Origin of the sequence: Cellulomonas massiliensis JC225 (assembly GCF_000312005.1) — a bacterium.
Classification (GTDB): Bacteria; Actinomycetota; Actinomycetes; order Actinomycetales; family Cellulomonadaceae; genus Cellulomonas; species Cellulomonas massiliensis.
This window is the reverse complement of sequence record NZ_HE978588.1, coordinates 3,106,066-3,121,194: the sequence shown is the minus strand read 5'-3', so window position 1 is coordinate 3,121,194 and position 15,129 is coordinate 3,106,066. Positions and strand designations below refer to the sequence as shown.

The 15,129-nt window shown below is 72.7% G+C and carries 13 protein-coding genes and 2 tRNA genes; 11 read left to right on the top strand and 4 right to left on the bottom strand.

The window, feature by feature from the left end:
* Positions 1–209 precede the first annotated feature (209 nt).
* The 4 genes from HGCM_RS14730 to HGCM_RS14715 all read left to right on the top strand — a co-directional run bounded on the left by HGCM_RS14730 (position 210) and on the right by HGCM_RS14715 (position 3,014).
* A complete protein-coding gene (locus HGCM_RS14730; RefSeq protein ID WP_019137590.1) occupies positions 210–623 on the top strand; it encodes a CBS domain-containing protein in 414 nt (137 codons plus the stop codon).
* Positions 624–721: 98 nt separating this feature from the next.
* The gene (locus HGCM_RS14725) at positions 722–1,054 is read left to right on the top strand and encodes a DUF6221 family protein (RefSeq protein WP_019137589.1); all 333 of its coding nucleotides are present in this window, start codon (positions 722–724) and stop codon (positions 1,052–1,054) included.
* A 155-nt stretch (positions 1,055–1,209) separates the two neighbouring features.
* Positions 1,210–2,349, top strand: coding sequence for an endo-1,4-beta-xylanase (locus tag HGCM_RS14720; RefSeq protein ID WP_019137588.1), 1,140 nt, complete (start codon positions 1,210–1,212; stop codon positions 2,347–2,349).
* A gap of 479 nt (positions 2,350–2,828) precedes the next feature.
* On the top strand, positions 2,829–3,014 hold the full coding sequence (locus HGCM_RS14715) for a hypothetical protein (RefSeq protein ID WP_019137587.1): 186 nt from the start codon (positions 2,829–2,831) through the stop codon (positions 3,012–3,014).
* Between the two features lie 274 nt (positions 3,015–3,288).
* On the opposite strand, the gene HGCM_RS14710 is transcribed toward HGCM_RS14715, so the two are convergent.
* Positions 3,289–3,359 (bottom strand) — tRNA-Gly (locus tag HGCM_RS14710).
* A 127-nt stretch (positions 3,360–3,486) separates the two neighbouring features.
* Here HGCM_RS14710 and HGCM_RS14705 point away from each other — a divergent pair.
* From HGCM_RS14705 to HGCM_RS14680, 6 genes are all read left to right on the top strand, one after another.
* A tRNA-Pro gene (locus tag HGCM_RS14705) sits at positions 3,487–3,560 on the top strand.
* Positions 3,561–3,768: 208 nt separating this feature from the next.
* On the top strand, positions 3,769–5,214 hold the full coding sequence (gene tig, locus HGCM_RS14700) for a trigger factor (RefSeq protein ID WP_019137586.1): 1,446 nt from the start codon (positions 3,769–3,771) through the stop codon (positions 5,212–5,214).
* 211 nt (positions 5,215–5,425) lie between these two features.
* Positions 5,426–6,046, top strand: a complete 621-nt coding sequence (locus tag HGCM_RS14695; protein ID WP_019137585.1) for an ATP-dependent Clp protease proteolytic subunit — start codon at positions 5,426–5,428, stop codon at positions 6,044–6,046.
* A 27-nt stretch (positions 6,047–6,073) separates the two neighbouring features.
* On the top strand, positions 6,074–6,778 hold the full coding sequence (locus HGCM_RS14690; protein WP_019137584.1) for an ATP-dependent Clp protease proteolytic subunit: 705 nt from the start codon (positions 6,074–6,076) through the stop codon (positions 6,776–6,778).
* A 292-nt stretch (positions 6,779–7,070) separates the two neighbouring features.
* Entirely contained in the window at positions 7,071–8,351 is a 1,281-nt protein-coding gene (clpX, locus tag HGCM_RS14685; RefSeq protein ID WP_019137583.1) for an ATP-dependent Clp protease ATP-binding subunit ClpX, read from the top strand.
* A 29-nt stretch (positions 8,352–8,380) separates the two neighbouring features.
* On the top strand, positions 8,381–8,701 hold the full coding sequence (locus tag HGCM_RS14680; protein WP_019137582.1) for a chorismate mutase: 321 nt from the start codon (positions 8,381–8,383) through the stop codon (positions 8,699–8,701).
* Between the two features lie 17 nt (positions 8,702–8,718).
* Here the strand turns inward: HGCM_RS14680 and HGCM_RS14675 are convergent, their stop codons facing one another.
* Positions 8,719–9,165, bottom strand: a complete 447-nt coding sequence (locus HGCM_RS14675; RefSeq protein ID WP_019137581.1) for a GNAT family N-acetyltransferase — start codon at positions 9,163–9,165, stop codon at positions 8,719–8,721.
* Positions 9,166–9,312: 147 nt separating this feature from the next.
* Here HGCM_RS14675 and HGCM_RS14670 point away from each other — a divergent pair, with 147 nt between their 5' ends.
* Entirely contained in the window at positions 9,313–10,500 is a 1,188-nt protein-coding gene (locus HGCM_RS14670) for a baeRF2 domain-containing protein (protein ID WP_019137580.1), read from the top strand.
* A gap of 44 nt (positions 10,501–10,544) precedes the next feature.
* On the opposite strand, the gene HGCM_RS14665 is transcribed toward HGCM_RS14670, so the two are convergent.
* Together HGCM_RS14665 and valS are read right to left on the bottom strand one after the other, a co-directional pair.
* Positions 10,545–12,362 (bottom strand): AMP-dependent synthetase/ligase, encoded by a 1,818-nt coding sequence (locus tag HGCM_RS14665; protein ID WP_019137579.1) that lies wholly within the window; start codon positions 12,360–12,362, stop codon positions 10,545–10,547.
* Between the two features lie 12 nt (positions 12,363–12,374).
* Entirely contained in the window at positions 12,375–15,035 is a 2,661-nt protein-coding gene (valS, locus tag HGCM_RS14660; RefSeq protein WP_019137578.1) for a valine--tRNA ligase, read from the bottom strand.
* Positions 15,036–15,129 lie beyond the last annotated feature (94 nt).

Sequence of the window (15,129 nt, the reverse complement as noted above, 5' to 3'; positions counted from 1 at the left end):
CGACGGGCCCGAGGAGCCCGCGCGACGCGCGGCCGCGGACCGCCACCGGGCCGCCGCGCGCGCCGACCTGGACGCCGCGTCCCCCTCCGACGCGCCGCCGCACGCCGCCGAGGACCAGCCGGCCGACGAGGGGCGGACGCCGGCGTCCTGACCGGATCGAACGCCGCGCACCGTCCTGACGTGCCGGCGTGGTGGAAGGAGCTGGTCGCATGCCTCGGACCGTGGCCGACGTCATGACGGCGGACCCCGTGACGCTGCCGCTGACGGCGACGGTGCGCGAGGCGGCGGAGCTCATGCGGGAGCGCGACATCGGGGACGTGGTGCTGGTCCAGGACGACGGCGGCTGCGCGATCGTCACCGACCGGGACCTCGTCGTCCGGGTGCTCGCCGTCGGCGGGTCCGCGCACGACCCGGTCGGCCAGGTCGCCTCGACCGCCGCCACCGTCGAGCCCTCGACGCCGTTGGAGGAGGCTGCCCGGCTCATGGCCCAGGACGCGGTGCGCCGCCTGCCCGTCGTCCACGACGGGCGGATCGTCGGCGTCGTCTCGCTCGGCGACCTCGCCGTCGAGGTGGACCCCGGTTCGGTGCTGGGCGACATCTCGTCGGCGCCGCCGTCGAGCTGAGCAGCGGCCCGCGGCCGTGCGCCGCGACCTCGGCCGATCAGGTGGTCGCGACGCCGCGCCCTGGCGCACCTGGACGGGCGTCCAGTATCAAGGAGGTCGTGGCTGACGTCGTCGAGTTCCTGCGCGCCCGCATCGCCGAGGACCGGCTCGTCGCCGGGCTGGTCGTGGACGACACGGGCTACTTCGAGGACGTGCACGCCGCGGCCCACCACCTGCGCTGGGGCGCGGCGCGGGCGATCGCCGAGTGCGACGCCAAGGAGCAGGTCGTCGACGCGAACGCGGAGATGCTGCGCCTCGCCCACGAGCTCCCGCAGCGCTCGCGGCTGCGCCCCTACGTCATGGCCGCGGCGCTGACCGCGCGGACGACCCTGCGCCGGATGGCCGAGGTCTACGCGGACCACGCGGACTTCGAGCCGGCCTGGTCGCGCTGAGGGCGGCGCGGGGCCAGCGCAGCGGGGTCTCCCCCGCGGGCCTGTCGCCGATAGGTTGCCCCGCTGAACAAAACGTGCATATCGTGACGGTCGGCGGTGGAGAACGTTATCGACAATGTCGAGGGCCGCCGTGACCCCATGCAAAGGAGCATGCCGTGCGTCGATCCCATTCCCTGATCGCCGGCGGGCTGGCCGTCGCCTGCCTCGCCCTCGTCCCCGCCGCGGCGCTGGCCGCACCGGCGCCGCCCGCCGACCCGAACGCCTCGAAGCACTCCGCCGTGATTGGCCACAACACCCTGCGGTACCTGGCCGGGCAGGCGGGGATCAAGATCGGCGTGGCGGTCAACACCGACCTCCTGGCCGGCAACGGCAAGTACCGCAAGATCGTCTCGACGCAGTTCTCCAGCGTCACCGCCGAGAACGTCATGAAGTGGGAGGCCGTCGAGCCGACCCAGGGCGCGTTCGACTACGCCGCCGCCGACGCGCTCGTCGAGTTCGCCCAGGACAACCACCAGGTCGTGCGGGGGCACACGCTCGTCTGGCACAACCAGCTGCCGACCTGGCTGACCACCGGCGACTTCTCGGCCGAGGAGCTGCGCGACATCCTGCGGGCGCACATCTTCGAGGTGGCCGGCCACTTCGCGGGCGAGATCCAGCAGTGGGACGTGCTCAACGAGGCGTGGAACGACGACGGCACGTTCCGGGAGACCATCTGGTACGACGCCTACCAGGAGCTGACGGGTGACGGCAGCGACTACATCGCCGACGTGTTCCGGTGGGCGCACGAGGCGGACCCGGACGCGCTGCTCTTCTACAACGACTACAACCTCGAGTTCACCGGGCCGAAGAGCAACGCCGTCCACGCGTTCGTCCAGGGGCTGGTCGCCGACGGCGTGCCGATCGACGGCGTCGGCTTCCAGGGCCACCTCGACACCCAGTACGGCTTCCCCGACCTGCAGGCCAACCTGCAGCGGTTCGCCGACCTCGGCCTCGAGGTCGCGATGACGGAGGTCGACGTGCGCACCTTCGTCAAGCAGAAGCCCAACGGGACGTACACCAACACGCCGCTGAACCCCGGTGACGCGAAGAAGCAGGTCGACTACTGGGTCGGCACGCTGCAGGCCTGCCTCGCCGTCGAGGCGTGCAAGTCCTTCACCGTGTGGGGCGTCTCGGACGCGAACTCCTGGATCCCGGGCTGGTTCACCGGCCAGGGCGCCGGCCTGCTGTACGACATGCACTCCAACCCGAAGCCGCAGTACGAGGCGCTCCGCCGGGTGCTGCGCGACGCGAGCTGATCGTCCGACGACAGCTCGGCGCCGTCACCCAGGGGCACGTCCGTCGGGACGTGCCCCTGGATGCGTTCGTGGCTCGGCCAGGACCTGATCGCACCGCTGTTCGCGGTCACGAAGCGGCAGCACATCACTCGCGGTGCCGAGGCCCGCGTTCACACCGCCTCTGCGATCGACAGGCAGACCGGGGGAGAGGGACGCCGGACGGACGGGAGAGCACACGACGGGCATCGAACCCGCAGGGCCAGTGGGGCGCTACGGCAAGGCGGAGGTCGCGCGTACCGCTCCATGCGCGTGGACGGGTCGGTTCCAGGCCCTAGTCTGTCTCGCGATTCCCAGCATCGACGTCCCGGCCGGGTGCGGCATCGCGCTCGACGGTGGTCGAGCATCGCGAGCACGCTCTTGAGCGGGGCCAGTCACCACCGGTGCGTCTAGATCCGCTTGACCCTCATCGGCGCCGCTCCGTTCGGATGGAGGAGATTCGCATGCTGAAGCACCCCGTCACCTACGGCGTCGCCCTCGCTGCCATCTTCGTTCTCGGATCTCTCATCCTGGATCGTGCACAGGTGACTGATCCTCGGCTGTACGTGGTCGCCGTCGTGTTTGGCCTTGCGGGGGGACTGGTTGAAGCCAGCCGCCGCCGGGGAGGCAAGCCGGGCGAAGGCGCCTGACCGACTCGGCGGCCCGGGGTCGGCTCCCGCGGAGCCGATCTCTCCCATCGGCCCGACCTGCGCGTGACGCGGGCCACCGACGCCGGGCGTCGGCCGATGCATCTGGCGGTGTCTGTTCGACGAGCCCGCGGAGCCGCTCAACGACGCACGAGGATTCGACGGATCGAGCCGCACGTCGAGGGAGCCGACACCGGTGTCGTCGTCCAGTCGGACAGGATGCCCCGAGGAGTCCTGCCAGGACTCGGGCTCCCATCGTGATGCGGGTTTGGGAACGAGCGGACGACGGGAATCGAACCCGCGTAGCCAGTTTGGAAGACTGGGGCTCTACCATTGAGCTACGTCCGCACAGGTCGCGGCGCCGCGGGCGCCCGACTGCGGCACCCAGGGTACCGGCTGCCGGAGCCGCGCTCCGCCAGCCGCGCGCGGCCCAGCCCCTACGATGAGGGCGCCGCGACGGTCGCCGTCCGGCGCACGGGATGTGGCGCAGGTTGGTAGCGCGTCCGCTTTGGGAGCGGAAGGTCGTGGGTTCGAATCCCGCCATCCCGACCGCGAGCCGTCGTCCGGATCGTCCGGAGCGCCCGTGGCGTGCGACCGCGGCGCTTTGGCGGGCGATCCTCCGTGTGGCGTAGCATCGAGGGTCGCGTGCGCGCGTCGCAGCGTGGTCGTCGAGGCGGCCGTCGGGACGGCGCGCGGCCCACAGCTCCCCGTCGCCGGAGTCACCGGCGCGGGCCCCGATCAGTTGGAGACCATCGAAGTGAAGAGCGCCGTCGAGACCCTGGAGCCCACCAAGGTCAAGCTGACCGTCGAGGTGACCTACGACGAGCTCAAGCCGAGCATCGCGCACGCCTACGAGCACATCGCCGAGCAGGTGACGGTGCCGGGCTTCCGCAAGGGCAAGGTCCCGCCGCGCATCATCGACCAGCGCGTGGGCCGCCCCGCCGTCATCGAGCACGCGGTGAACGAGGGCCTGTCGGGCTTCTACGCCGAGGCCGTGCGCGAGAACAAGCTGCGCCCGCTGGGCCAGCCCGAGGTCGACGTCACGAAGGTCCCCGGCCTGGTCCCCGGCGACGAGGAGGGCGAGCTGCACTTCACCGCCGAGGTCGAGGTGCGCCCCGAGATCACGCTGCCGTCGCTCGACGGGCTGACGGTCCAGGTCGAGGACGTCGAGGTCTCCGACGAGGACGTCGAGGGGCGCCTCGAGGCGCTGCGCGAGCGCTTCGGCACCCTCGTGGGCGTCGACCGCCCGGCGGCGGACAAGGACTTCGTCGTCCTGGACCTCGTCGCGAAGATCGACGACGAGGAGGTCGACCAGGTCAGCGGCATCAGTTACCAGATCGGCTCGGGCAACATGCTCGAGGGCCTCGACGAGGCGCTCACGGGGCTGTCGGCCGGCGAGACGACCACGTTCGAGACCACCCTGGTCGGCGGCGAGCGTGCCGGCGAGACGGCCCAGGTGACGGTGACGGCGTCGCAGGTCAAGGAGCGCGAGCTGCCCGAGGCCGACGACGACTTCGCCCAGCTGGCCTCCGAGTTCGACACGATCGACGAGCTCAAGGACGACCTGCGCGAGCAGGCCTCGAAGATCAAGGTCCAGAACCAGGCCGTGCAGGCGCGCGACCTCCTCCTGGAGAAGCTGCTCGCCGAGACCGAGATCCCCGTGCCGAACGGCGTCGTGGAGGCCGAGGTGCACCGCCACCTCGAGGGCGAGGGCCGCCTCGAGGACGACGTCCACCGCGCCGAGGTGACGGAGCAGGCGACGACCGCCCTGCGCAACCAGATCCTGCTCGACACCCTCGCGGAGGCGCTCGACGTGCGCGTCGCGCAGCCGGAGCTCGTGGAGTTCCTCGTCGCGCAGTCGCGCCAGTACGGCATGGACCCGAACACGTTCATCCAGACGCTGGACCAGCAGGGCCAGATCCCGATGATGGTCGGCGAGGTGGCCCGCTCCAAGGCGATCGCCGTGGCGCTGCGCCGCGCGACCGTGACCGACCCCTCGGGTGCGACGGTCGACCTGTCCGACTTCATCGGCACCGACGAGGAGGACGCGGCCCAGGCCGACGCCGAGCTCGCCGAGCAGCCCCAGGCGGACGAGCCGGCCGAGGAGGCGCCGAAGAAGAAGGCGCGCGCCGAGCACGGCTCGGCGACGGACATCTCGTCCGTCCTCGGCGGTCAGTCGAGCGCGGACGACCTGCAGGGCTGACCCCTCGCCGCCTCTCCAGGGCCCCGCACCGGAACCGGTGCGGGGCCCTGCGCGTCCCCGCTGCGCCGTCAGCGAAAACGGCCGCCGCGCGGCCATGGGTGCGCGCGCCCGGGCGTTAGGGTCGCTGCAGCGCGAGGCCCACCGGCCCCGCCCGCAGGACAGGTACGACGAGCAGGACGGCCGCGACGAGCCGCCAGACGGAGGAGTCCTCGTGAACGAGCAGCAGGTGCCGGCGATGGCCCGGGCAGAGTCCCCCGGGTTCGGCCTCAACGACCACATCTACAACCGACTGCTGCGCGAGCGGATCATCTGGCTCGGCTCCGAGGTGCGGGACGAGAACGCGAACGCGATCTGCGCGCAGATGATGCTCCTGGCGGCGGAGGACCCCGACAAGGACATCTGGCTGTACATCAACTCGCCCGGTGGCTCGATCACCGCGGGCATGGCGATCTACGACACCATGCAGTACATCCAGCCCGACGTCGCGACCATCGCGATGGGCATGGCCGCCTCGATGGGGCAGTTCCTGCTCTCGTCCGGCGCCAAGGGCAAGCGGTACGCCACCCCCCACGCCCGCGTGATGATGCACCAGCCCTCGGGCGGCATCGGCGGCACGGCGACCGACGTGCGCATCAACGCGCAGCTCATCCTCCACATGAAGACCGTGCTCGCGGAGCTCACCGCCCAGCAGACGGGCAAGACCCCCGAGCAGATCAACGCCGACGCCGACCGGGACCGCTGGTTCACGGCGCAGGAGGCGCTGGAGTACGGCTTCGTCGACCACGTCGTGGCATCCGCGGGCTCCGTCGCCGGCGGCGGCGGCACGGCCTGACACCCCCCTGACGCTGAGGAGAGACCTGTGAGCACCGAGTCCCAGTTCATCGCCCGCGCGGCCTCGCTCGCGGGCGGGTACGCGCCGGCGTCGCCCGCGAGCCGCTACGTGCTGCCCCAGTTCGAGGAGCGGACGGCCTACGGCTACAAGCGCCAGGACCCGTACACCAAGCTGTTCGAGGACCGCATCATCTTCCTCGGCGTGCAGGTGGACGACGCGTCGGCGGACGACGTGATGGCCCAGCTGCTCGTGCTGGAGAGCGCCGACCCCGACCGCGACATCATCATCAACATCAACTCGCCCGGCGGCTCGTTCACGGCGCTCACGGCGATCTACGACACGATGCAGTACATCAAGCCGGCCATCCAGACCGTCTGCCTGGGGCAGGCGGCGTCGGCGGCCGCGGTGCTGCTCGCGGCCGGTACGCCCGGCAAGCGCCTGGCGCTGCCGAACGCGCGCGTGCTGATCCACCAGCCCGCGATGGAGGGCGGCGGCTACGCGCAGGCCTCCGACATCGAGATCCACGCCAACGAGCTGATCCGCATGCGCGAGTGGCTCGAGCAGACGATCGCGCACCACACCGGCCGGGACGTCGACCTCGTCCGGCAGGACATCGAGCGCGACAAGATCCTCACCGCGAAGCAGGCGCTCGAGTACGGCCTCATCGACCAGGTGCTCGAGAGCCGCAAGGGCGCCCGGCCGACGGTCGTCGACGCCAAGCCCGAGGACTGAGCGGCCGAGCAGGCAGCAGCACGTCGTCGGGCGGTCCGGGCCCCGTGGCCGGGGCCGCCCGACGCCGTCGTCGGACCACCGCGACGGGGGGCGAACGAGGGACACGCCGGGCGCACGAACCGGCTACGCCTGACAGCGGCCCGCGGCGTAGTGTCCAATGGGTAGGCACCGCCCGCGCGCGGCGGGTGCGGGCCGGACGAGGGTCGTCCGGCCGGGCACCGACGGCGTGGCAGGGGACTGACGGCACAGCAGCGCCGGCCCGACCGGGACCGGCGACACGAAGGGACGCGACGTGGCTCGAATCGGAGACGGGGCAGATCTCCTCAAGTGCTCGTTCTGCGGCAAGTCCCAGAAGCAGGTCAAGAAGCTGATCGCGGGCCCCGGCGTCTACATCTGCGACGAGTGCATCGAGCTCTGCAACGAGATCATCGAGGAGGAGCTCGCCGAGGCGACCGAGGTCGGCCTGGTCGAGCTGCCGAAGCCGAAGGAGATCTTCGAGTTCCTCGAGCAGTACATCATCGGCCAGGAGTCGGCCAAGCGGGCCCTCGCGGTCGCGGTGTACAACCACTACAAGCGCATCCAGGCGGGTGAGTCCGGGCGGCCGTCCGCCGACGACCCGGTCGAGATCGCGAAGTCGAACATCCTGCTCGTCGGCCCCACGGGGACGGGCAAGACGTACCTGGCGCAGACCCTCGCCCGGATGCTCAACGTCCCGTTCGCGATCGCCGACGCCACGGCCCTCACCGAGGCGGGCTACGTCGGCGAGGACGTCGAGAACATCCTGCTCAAGCTCATCCAGGCCGCCGACTACGACGTCAAGAAGGCCGAGACGGGCATCATCTACATCGACGAGATCGACAAGATCGCCCGCAAGAGCGAGAACCCGTCCATCACGCGCGACGTCTCCGGCGAGGGCGTGCAGCAGGCGCTGCTGAAGATCATCGAGGGCACCTCCGCCTCGGTCCCGCCGCAGGGCGGCCGCAAGCACCCGCACCAGGAGTTCATCCAGATCGACACGACGAACGTCCTGTTCATCGTGGCCGGCGCGTTCTCCGGGCTGGACGACATCATCGCGGCGCGGGCGCGCAAGCGCGTCGTCGGCTTCGGCTCGCCGCTGTCCGAGGGCCACGACACCGGCGACCTGTTCGCCGAGGTGCGCCCCGAGGACCTGCAGAAGTACGGCCTCATCCCCGAGTTCATCGGCCGGCTCCCCGTCGTCGCCGCGGTGTCGCACCTCGACCGCGACGCGCTGGTGCGCATCCTCACCGAGCCCCGCAACGCGCTCGTCAAGCAGTACCAGCGCATGTTCACCATCGACGGCGTCGAGCTCGAGTTCGACGACGAGGCGGTGGCGGCGATCGCGGACCAGGCGCTCCTGCGCGGCACGGGCGCGCGCGGCCTGCGCGCGATCATGGAGGAGGTCCTCCAGCAGGTGATGTTCGAGGTGCCGAGCCGCGACGACGTCGCGCGGGTCCTCATCACCCGGGACGTCGTCCTGGAGAACGTCAACCCGACGCTCGTGCCGCGGGACACCCCGCGCGAGAAGCGTCCGCCTCGCGAGAAGAGCGCCTGACGCCGGTCGTCGTTGCCTAGGCTGGCGGCGTGAGCGACCTGCCGGCCCCGATCCCCGCGGAGCTGGCGCGCCTGCGCGGCAGCATCGACAACATCGACGCGGCGCTCGTCCACCTGCTGGCCGAGCGGTTCAAGGCGACGCAGCGCGTCGGCGTGCTCAAGGCCGCCGAGGGGCTGCCGCCGTCCGACCCGGCGCGCGAGGCCGCGCAGGTCGCCCGGCTGCGCGAGCTCGCCCGGCAGGCGGACCTCGACCCCGTCTTCGCCGAGAAGTTCCTCGCGTTCATCGTCGCGGAGGTCATCCGCCACCACGAGCAGATCGCGGAGGACCACCGGGCGACCCGGGCCGACTGACCCCCGGCGGGCGCGCGTCAGAGCGCGCGCTTGAACCCCTCGTGCGACTGCGCGTAGCCGAGCGCCCGGTAGAACCGGTGGGCGTCCGGCCGGCGCTTGTCGGACGTGAGCTGGGCCAGCGTGCAGCCCCGCGCCCGGCCCCGGTCGTGGGCGTGCTCCATGAGGCGGGTGCCCAGGCCGGCGCCCCGCAGCGCCGCGTCCACGCGCACCGCCTCGACCAGCAGCCGCGTCCCCGCGTCCCGCGAGATCGACGGGATGTAGGTCAGCTGCATGACGCCGACCACCCGCCCGTCGACCTCGGCGACGACCAGCTCGTTGTTGGGGTCGGCGGCGATCGCCGCGAACGCCCGCTCGTGCGCCTCGCCGAAGCTGCCGGTGCGGGCGGCGGCGATCGCGTCGTCGGCGATGAGCTCGACGATGCGGGGCAGGTCGTCGCGCCGGGCGTCCCGGAAGGTGAGGTCCACGAGCCCAGGACCCTACGCGTCCGTCCGTCCGTCCGGCCGGGGTGGCGCGCCGCGGCGGGGTGGAGTTGGGTGGGTGGGACAGTTCCGGCGCGCCAGGGACGGAGCGTCTCGCGGCCCGCCGTCGACCGTTCGGGGAGGTACCGCCACATGGATCTGCACTGGCTCAAGCCGCTTCTCGGCCGACCGGCACCGTTCACCACGGTGTATCTCGACGCGACGCCGACCGAGGGGCCGGGCGAGCAGGGCGTGGTCGAGCGATGGCGGTCGGTGCGGCGCGGTCTGGAGCGCGACGGCGCGCCCGCGGCCGTCCTCGACGAGATCGGGGAGACCATCGCGGTCCCCACCTGGCAGCGCGGCCCGCACGGGCGGGTCGTGGTCGCGGACTCGGAGGGCGTCCGGGTGGACCGCGTGCTGTCGGAGCCGCCGGCGCAGTCCGAGGGCGTGTTCGGACCCGTCCCGGCGCTGCTGCCGGCCGCGCGCGCCGCGGACGACGCGGTGCGGTTCGTCGTCGTCGCCGTGGACCGCTCCGGTGCGGACCTCACGTGGGTCGACGGGACGGGCCGGAGGGGCAAGCGGACGGAGACCGTCGAGGGCGGCCACGACGAGATCCACAAGACCCGCGACGGCATGGAGCGGCGCGCGCAGACGCGCGCCGAGGACTCGTGGAGCCGCAACGCGGAGGCCGTCGCCGCCGCGCTCGACCGGGCCGTCGCGGAGCAGCAGCCCGAGCTCGTCGTGCTCACGGGCGACCTGCGGGCCGTCGCGCTCGTGCGGGACGCGGTGGACAAGCGCGTCGGGGAGCTGCTCGTCGAGGTGCCCGGTGGCGGCCGGGGCGACGGGATCCGGCAGGAGGCGTTCGAGGAGCGCGTGCGCGAGGCTCTCGACGCCTTCCGCCTGCGCCGGCGCGCGGCCGTGCTGGATCGGTTCGCCCAGTCGCTCGGCCAGGGCTCGGGCGCCGTGACGGCGCTGGACGACGTGGTGGACGTGCTGCGACGCGGTCAGGTCGACGAGCTCGTCCTGCACACCGGCTCGCTGACCGGGTCGCTCGTCGAGCGGTCCGTGTGGGTCGGCCCGGAGCCGCTGCAGCTCGGCGTCGGTGCGGACGACCTGGCGGCGCTGGGCGTGGGGGAGGGCGACACGCGCGAGATGCCCGTCGGCGTCGCGCTGGTGCGCGCGGCCCTCGCGCAGGACGCCGGCGTGACGTTCGCCGACGACGGCGCCGTCGAGCTCGTCGACGGCGTGGGGGCCGTGCTGCGGTGGCGCGACGGCTCGACGCCGAGCGAGTCCGTGCTGACGCAGTCCGCGGACACCCGGCGGGTCCGGGGAGTCGTCTGAGCAGGTGACGGACGCCGCCCGGGCCTGCGGGCCCGGGCGGTGCGTCAGCGCCCGGTGGTCTCCCGGGTGTCGGTGTACAGCCGCTCGATGGCCGGCGCGAAGTCCTTGACGACGAGCGCGCGCTTCACCTTGAGCGACGGCGTCAGGTAGCCGTTGTCCTCGGTGAGGTCGGTGTCGAGGACCTCGATCTTGCGGATCGACTCGGCGTGGGAGACCGCGTCGTTCGCGCGGGCGACGGCCCGGTCGAGCGCCGCCAGCACGTCGGGGTTCGTCCGCGCCTCCGCGACCGTCATCGCCGGCAGCCCGTGCTGCGTGAGCCACCCCGGCAGCATCTCCTCGTCGATCGTCACCAGCGCGCCGACGAACGGGCGCTGGTCGCCCACGACGACGACCTGGCTGACGAGCGGGTGCGCGCGCAGCCGGTCCTCGAGCACCGCGGGGGCGACGTTCTTGCCGCCGGCCGTCACGATGATCTCCTTCTTGCGGCCGGTGATGTGCAGGTAGCCGTCGTCGTCGAGGTGGCCGATGTCGCCGGTGCGGAACCACCCGTCGTCGAACGCCTCCGCGGTCGCCTCCGGCAGGTGCCGGTAGCCGCGGAACACGTGCGGGCCGGACACCTGGATCTCACCGTCCTCCGCGATGCGGATCGACGTGCCGGGGAACGGCGGTCCCACCGTGCCCACCTTGGACAGCTCGGGCAGGTTCACCGCGGTGGGCGCCGTCGTCTCGGTGAGGCCGTAGCCCTCGAGCACGACGACGCCGACGCCGCGGTAGAAGTGCGCGAGCCGCTCGCCGAGCGGGGCACCGCCCGAGATCGCGTAGCGGGCGTGGCCGCCCAGGGCTGCGCGGAGCTTGCCGAGCACGAGCGCGTCCGCGACGCGGTGCTGGGCGCGCAGCGCGGCGGACGGGCCGCGCGGGGTGTCGAGGGCCCGCGACCACGTGATCGCGACCTTCGCCGACCAGCGGAACACGCGCAGCTTGGCGCCGCCTCCCGCCTTGAGCTGCGCGGAGTTGTAGACCTTCTCGAACACGCGCGGCACCGCGAGCACGAACGTCGGGCGGAAGGCGCCGAGGTCCTCGACGAGGTGCCGGGCGTCCGGCGTGTGCCCCATGACGGCGCCGGACGGGATGCACAGCACCTCGATGAACCGCGCGAACACGTGGGCGAGCGGCAGGAAGAGCAGCGTGCGGGAGCCCGGCGCGGCGCAGACGTCGGCGAGCCCGTCGACGCCGAGCAGGGAGAGCGCGACGAAGTTGCCGTGCGTGAGCTCGGCGCCCTTGGGGCGCCCGGTCGTGCCGGACGTGTAGATGACGGTCGCGAGGTCCGCGCCGCTCAGCGCCTCCGAGCGCCGCGCGACCTCGTCGTCGTCGACCGTCGCCCCGAGGGTCTCGAGCGCACCGAGCGCGCCCGAGTCGATGACGAGGACCTGGCCGAGCCCGGGCAGGTCGTCGCGCGCCTCCTCCACGATCGCGGCGTGCGCCGCGGTCTCGACGACGACGAGCCGGACGCCCGAGTCGGAGGCGATCCATCGCACCTGCTCCGCGGAGGACGTCTCGTAGATCGGCACGACGACGGCTCCGGCGGCCCACCCGGCGAAGTCCAGGACGGTCCACTCGTAGCGCGTGCGGGACATGATGCCGACCCGGTCGCCCGGCGCGATCCCGAGCGCGACGAGCCCCTTGGCCACGGCGCGCACCTCGTCGGCGAACGCCTGCACGGTGACGGGCGTCCAGCGACCCTGCCCGTCGGACCGCTCCGCGAGCACGCCGCCCGCGTCGCGCTCGAGGCGCTGAGCCAGCAGGTCGTTGATCGACATCGACTCGTCGAGGGCGACCGGTGAGGGGGTCGTGCGCTCCTGCATGGCGGGCTCCTGTCAGGCGGTCTCGGTCACCAGCTGGGCGTCGCGCGCGACCGGCACCTCGCCGTCGCCGGCCGCGAGCTCGAGCGTGCCCGTGACGCGGCCGGCCGCGCGGACGTCGTCGAGGGCGACCTCGACACTCGCGCGCAGCGCGTCCGGGACGGTGAGCGTGACGGCGTCGATCGGGGTGCGCATCGAGACCTTGGCCTCGGACTTGACCTTGCGCAGCGCGGCCAGCGCGGCACCCGCCGCACCGACGACGCGGGGGTCGGCGTCCGCCGCGGCGGCGCGCAGCGCGTCCGCGGTCGGCCACGGGGCGCGGTGCACCGAGCCCTCGCGCCACCACGACCAGACCTCCTCGGTCGCGAACGGCAGCACGGGAGCCAGCAGGCGCAGCAGGGTGTCGAGCGCGAGGCCGAGCGCGGCCCGCGCGGAGACCGTCGCGGCGGTGACCTCGTCGGCGCTCGCGCCCGCGCCGTACGCGCGGTCCTTGACGAGCTCCAGGTAGTCGTCGCAGAACGTCCAGAAGAACGTCTCGGTGAGCTCGAGCGCCCGCGTGTGGTCGTACGCCTCGAGCGCGGCGGTCGCGGCGTCGACGACGTCGGCCAGGCCGGCGAGCATCGCGCGGTCCAGGGCGACGGTCACGAGCGCGGGGTCCAGCTGGAGGGGCTCGTCGGCGCCGCCGAACGAGAGCACGAACTTGCTCGCGTTGAGCACCTTGATCGCCAGGCGGCGGCCGATCTTCATCTGGCCGATCTCGAACGCCGCGTCGGTGCCGAGCCGGGCGGAGGCCGCCCAGTAGCGGACGGCGTCGGACCCGTGCTCCTCGAGCAGGCCCATCGGCGTGACGACGTTGCCCTTCGACTTCGACATCTTCTTGCGGTCGGGGTCGAGGATCCAGCCGCTGATGGCCGCGTCGGACCACGGCAGCGAGCCGTGCTCGAGGTGCGAGCGCACGACGGTCGAGAAGAGCCACGTCCGGATGATGTCCTGGCCCTGCGGGCGCAGGTCCATGGGGAACACGCGCGCGAACAGGTCGGGGTCGGTGCGCCAGCCGCCGACGATCTGCGGCGTGAGGGAGCTCGTCGCCCACGTGTCCATGATGTCGGGGTCGCCGACGAAGCCGCCGGGCACCCCGCGCTGCTCCGCCGTGTAGCCGGGCGGGACGTCGGAGGACGGGTCGACGGGCAGCGCGTCCTCGGTGGGCAGGATCGGCGCGTCGTGGTCGACCTCGCCGTCCTCGCCGACGGGGTACCAGACCGGGAACGGCACGCCGAAGAAGCGCTGGCGCGAGACCAGCCAGTCGCCGTTGAGCCCGCCGACCCAGTTCTCGTACCGCACGCGCATGAAGTCGGGGTGGAAGCCCAGCTCCTTGCCGCGCGCGAGCAGCGCGTCGCGCAGCGCCTCGTCGCGGCCGCCGTTGCGCAGGTACCACTGGCGGCTCGTGACGATCTCGAGCGGCTTGTCGCCCTTCTCGTAGAAGTTCGCCTTGCGCTGGGTCGGCACGGGCTCGCCGTCGAGGTCGCCGGACTCGCGCAGCCCGGCGACGACCGCCTCGCGCGCGGAGAAGGTCGTCTTCCCGGCGAGGCTCTCGGCGTAGAACGCCGCGCCGGCACCGGTCAGCCACTCGGGCGTCTCGCGCACGATGCGCCCGTCGCGGCCCACGACCGAGCGCGTGGGCAGCTGCAGCTCGCGCCACCACTGCACGTCGGTGAGGTCGCCGAAGGTGCAGCACATCGCGATGCCGGCGCCCTTGTCGGGCTCGGCCGCGGGGTGGGGGAGCACGGGCAGCTCGACACCGAAGATCGGCGACGTCACCGTCGTGCCGAACAGCGCCTGGTACCGCTCGTCGTCGGGGTGCGCGATGAGCGCGACGCACGCGGGCAGCAGCTCGGGCCGCGTCGTCTCGATGTGCACGGGCGTGCCGTCGGGGCGGTGGAACGCGACGCGGTGGAACGCGCCGGGGTAGTCGCGGGCCTCGAGCTCCGCCTGGGCGACCGCCGTCTGGAAGGTGACGTCCCACAGCCCGGGCGCCTGGGCCTGGTACGCCTCGCCGCGCGCGAGGTTGCGCAGGAACGCCTGCTGCGCGACCGCGATCGAGTCCTGCGACACCGTCTGGTAGGTCATGGACCAGTCGACCGAGAGGCCGAGGCGGCGCCAGAGCGCCTCGAACTGCTTCTCGTCCTCGGTCGTCAGACGCTCGCAGAGCTCGACGAAGTTGCGCCGCGAGACGGGCACCTGGTCGGCGGGCTTGACCGCCTTGCCCTCGGTGCCCGTGTGCGGCGGCTCGAAGCCCTCGACGTAGGGGAGCGAGGGGTCGCAGCGCACGCCGTAGTAGTTCTGCACGCGCCGCTCGGTGGGCAGGCCGTTGTCGTCCCAGCCCATCGGGTAGAAGACCTCGGCGCCGCGCATCCGCCGGTAGCGGGCGACGACGTCGGTGTGCGTGTACGAGAACACGTGCCCGACGTGCAGCGAGCCGGACACCGTGGGGGGCGGCGTGTCGATGGAGTAGACCTGCTCGCGCGTGCGCGTGCGGTCGAACCGGTACGTGCCCTCGGCGGACCACTGCGCGTCCCACCGCTCCTCGACGCCGTCGAGCGAGACCCTGTCCGGTACGACGCGCGTGGGCTTGAGGGCCGGGGCGGGCGTGGCGGACGTGGGGGTGGTGTCGGTCATGAGCACACATCCTCCCAGATCGAGGGCGGGACCGACGCCGCCCGCGTGACGCCGCTCCGACGGGCACCGGGGCTCGTGCGCGGCGCACGGTCCG